Here is a 3,841-nt window from a genome sequence, read left to right on the forward strand (position 1 = left end):
CGACCCCGACCCGGCGCCCGCCGAGCGTTTCACCGAGCTGTGGTGCCGCCGCGAGGCCTGCGTCAAGGCCTACGGCGGCCGGCTCGTCCAGGGCTTCGGCCTGCCGTTGGCCGGCCCGGCGCCGGTGCTGCTCGCCGACCCCGGAGCGCTCGGACCGGGCCCCTGCCGGGTCGACGACCTGCCCGCCCCGGCCCCGTTCCGCGCCGCCCTCGCGGCCGTCGGCGCCCGCCCGTTCCAGGTCCGCATCCGCACCTGGCGCATGTCCGACGACCTTGCACCGTCAGTGAATTGACGGAGCGTCAGTACCTGGCGACATCCCAGATTTCTGGTCTGGACCGGAAGATCGGCGCGCTGATAGCGTCCCGACCGCATCCCGCCGAGACCTCTCGAACCGAAGGGCGCGTCCGACGTGACGTACGACGTGGAAGAGACCACCGGGCGGATCACGGCCCGGTACCGCGGCACGAGCGGCGGCTCCGGCCCGCTCACCCTCGGCCAGGACAACATGATCCGCTGCATCAGGCGCGACCGGCCCGAGCAGATCAACCAGGCGTCGGCCTGGCCGGTCCCCGACGGCACCACCGTGGCCGCCGCCATCGACGCGCTGCGCACCCTGGTGGAGCGCCACGAGACGCTGCGCACCGCCTTCCCGCCCGGCCCCGACGGCGCCTTCCCCGAGCGCCAGGAGGTGAGCTCCGAGGGGGAGTTCACCATCACCACGATCCCGGCCGGTGACCGCGCGGAAGCCGAACTCGACGCACTGGCCGAACAGGTGGCGATCACCGACGTCACCCTGCCGCTGGACCTCGCGGCGGCCCCGCGGGCGCGCTTCACCCTCCTCGCGGACGGCGAACTGGTGCGCAGGCTGGTCGTCACGGTCTGCCACGCGGGCGCCGACGGCGCGGCCGTCAGCCTGCTGATCCGGGACTGGATCGAACTCGCCGCCGGCAAGGAGCTGCCGCCCGCCACCTCCCGCACCCCGCTGGAGGTCGCCGCCCAGGAACAGAGCACCCAGGGCCGGCGCAAGGCCGCCGCCGCGCTCAAGCACTGGGAGTCGATCCTCACCACCGGCCCGTCGACGGTCTTCAGCACCGACGGCCTCACCGGCCCGCAGGACGGCCTCGCCACCGTGCTGCTGCGCTCCCGCACCGCCGCCGCCGACCTCCAGGCGGTCTGCCGCCGCACCGGCGCCAGCCCCTCGGTCGTCCTGCTCGCCGTCTTCGCCGCCCTCACCGCGCACCGCGCCGACCGCCCCGACCTGGTGATCTCGGCGCTGTCCGCCAACCGCCAGCGCGCCGCGCTCGCCGACCACATCGGCACCCTCGCCCAGGACGCGCTGATCGCCCTGGACACCGACGCCGGCGACCTCGACACGCTGATCGGCCGGACGAAGTCCGCCTCCTTCAGCGGTTACTGGCACAGCACCCTCAACGCCGACAAGGTCTGGCGCCTCGTCGAGGACGTCGCCGCGCGGCGCGGCGCCCGCTTCGCCCGCCAGGTCGTCGTCAACGACCTCAGCCTCGCCATCCCGGAGGCGCTGTCCGACGCCCGCCCCGAGCCCACCACCGACCCCGAGGTGCAGTGGCTGCCGGACCAGCCGCTGCCGGTCCGGCTCATGATGAACATCCTGCGCACCACCGTGAGCCTGGAGCTGGTCCTGCTCGCCTGCCCCCGGGTGCTCGACCGCGACGACACCGAACGCCTCGCCCGCGCCGTGCCCGCCGTCCTCGCGGCCGCCGCCGACCGGCCCGTCCCGCTCACCGAACTGGCCGAGCTCAGCGGCGTGCGCCCGGCCACCCGGACGGGCGAGTGGCACCGCGTCGGGCCCGACTGGATCGACCTCGCCGCCGTCCGCACCCTGCTCTCCGACGCCCTCGGCCCCGCCGCCGAGGCGATCGACCTCACCCGGTCCGAGGACGGCCTGACCGCCCGCATCGCCACCGCCGACCCGGGCCTCACCCCCGCCACAGCCCACCGCGCGGTGATCGCCGCCCTCCCCGGCCGGGACACCGCCATGGCCCCGCACCACTACGTCCTCCACCCCCGCCCCGACACCCTGCCGCCCACCTGGTCCACCCTCCCCGTCCTCGCCGAGGGCTCGGGCAGGAGCGACTGACGGCCGCCGGCGGCCTCGACGGTGCGCTCGCGCTGGTGCTCGCGGTTCCCACGGCGGCCGGGGTCCTCGCCGCCCCGGCGGGTCCGCCGCCGGAGGACGGATCCGCGTCGCCGACCGGGTCCGTCCAGAGGCCGGGCGGGGCGGGCGACTGAGCGGGACCGGCGCCCGGGTACAGCCTCCCCGCAGGGAGCGCCGGGGCGAGGGGGAGCGGGACATGCACGTCCGGGAAACGGTGACGGCGGCGGTCGTGGCCGAGACGGTGGGAGCGCTGGTCGCCGGCCTGGCCGCCGTGGTGGTGCGGCTGGTGACGGGTGACTGGCCGGACGGGACCGCCTGGTCCTCCGTGCCGGTCATGGCCGCCACCGGGGTCGCCGTCGACCACTACCGCAAGGGCCCGCCGCACCGTGGCCGTGGCGCGTTGGCCGGACTGCTGACGCTCGGCGCGGCGAGCCCCGGCCTGATGGCGGTCACCGGCCTGTGGCTGCCGGGGGACGAGGGTCTCGACGGTGCGCTCGCCGTGGTGCTCGCGATCCCCGTGGCGGCCGCCGTCTTCGCCGCCGCGGCGGGTCCGCCGCCCCGGGCCTGAGCCGCCCGCCCTCCTGCGGTCCGGCCGCGCCCGGCCGACACTGGGAGTGACCCCCGTTCCCCGGGGGCGCGCCCGAGGCCGGGAGGGCCATGCTGCTCGGACTGACCACCGCCCTGGTCGCCACCGTCTGCTTCGGCTTCGGCTCGGTGTTCCAGGCGAGCGGCGCGCGCGAGGCCCCGCGCGCGGACCGGGTGCGGGTCGGCCTGCTGGCGGCGCTGGTCCGCTCCTGGCGCTTCCTGCTCGGCACCGGCCTGGACATCGCGGGCTTCGCGCTGAGCATCATCGCCCTGCGCACCCTGCCGCTCTTCCTGGTCCAGGCCGTCACCAACGCCAGCCTCGCCGTCACCGCGCTCGCCGCCGCCCGTCTGCTCGGCGCCCGGCTGCACCGCGCCGACCTGCTGGGCATCGCCGCCGTGGTGGTCGGGCTCACCCTGCTGGCGGTCGGCTCCGGCGAAGCGGGCCGCGACCACGCGCCGCCGGCGTTCCACTGGGCGCTGCTGGCCACCACCGGGCTGATGCTGCTGCTCACCCTCCTGCTGGCCCGCCGCAACGGCACGGCGGCGGCCGTCGGACTCGGCCTGCTCGCGGGCGTCGGCTTCGGCGTGACCAGCCTCGCCGTCCGGGTCCTCGACGCCACCGGTCCGCTCGACGTGTTCACCGACCCGGCCGCGTACGGGCTGGCGCTGGGCGGTCTCGGCGGCTACCTCGCGTACGCGCTCGCCCTGCAGCGCGGCACGGTGACGGCCGCGACCGCCGCCGGCACCGTCTCGGAGACCTTCGGCCCGGCACTGGTCGGGGTGGTCGTGCTCGGCGACACCGCCCGACCCGGCTACGCCTGGTGCGCACTGACGGGGTTCGCGGTGGCGGTCGGCGGCACCTTCGTGCTCTCCCGCTTCGGCGAGGTGGAGGCCGAGCTGGGCCCGGTGCCGGCGTCCCCGGTGCCGACGTCCTCGGGGGCCACCCCGGTCGCTCGGAAGGCACCGCCGTGCGAAGGTGACTTGCCGGACAAATCGGACGGCGAGGCGCGCACAGAGCGGCAGGTGCCATGACCACGGACGACGACCATCCGCCCTCCCGCCGGGCCGGGCGGCGCCCCGCCGGCGACCCGCCGGCGGCCCTGGTCACCGGCGCCTCCTCGG

The 3,841-nt window shown here is 76.6% G+C and carries 3 protein-coding genes and 1 pseudogene; all 4 read left to right on the forward strand.

The window, feature by feature from the left end; all coding sequences use genetic code 11:
* A pseudogene (locus ABD308_RS07745) lies at positions 1–292 on the forward strand (hypothetical protein); the annotation flags it as partial.
* 117 nt (positions 293–409) lie between these two features.
* Positions 410–2,116, forward strand: coding sequence for a condensation domain-containing protein (locus ABD308_RS07750; protein ID WP_344329669.1), 1,707 nt, complete (start codon positions 410–412; stop codon positions 2,114–2,116).
* A gap of 214 nt (positions 2,117–2,330) precedes the next feature.
* The gene (locus ABD308_RS07755) at positions 2,331–2,702 is read left to right on the forward strand and encodes a hypothetical protein (RefSeq protein ID WP_344329671.1); all 372 of its coding nucleotides are present in this window, start codon (positions 2,331–2,333) and stop codon (positions 2,700–2,702) included.
* A gap of 89 nt (positions 2,703–2,791) precedes the next feature.
* Positions 2,792–3,751, forward strand: a complete 960-nt coding sequence (locus ABD308_RS07760; protein ID WP_344329672.1) for a DMT family transporter — start codon at positions 2,792–2,794, stop codon at positions 3,749–3,751.
* The last annotated feature ends 90 nt before the right edge of the window (positions 3,752–3,841 follow it).

This window comes from Kitasatospora putterlickiae (genome assembly GCF_039527695.1).
Classification (GTDB): Bacteria; Actinomycetota; Actinomycetes; order Streptomycetales; family Streptomycetaceae; genus Kitasatospora; species Kitasatospora putterlickiae.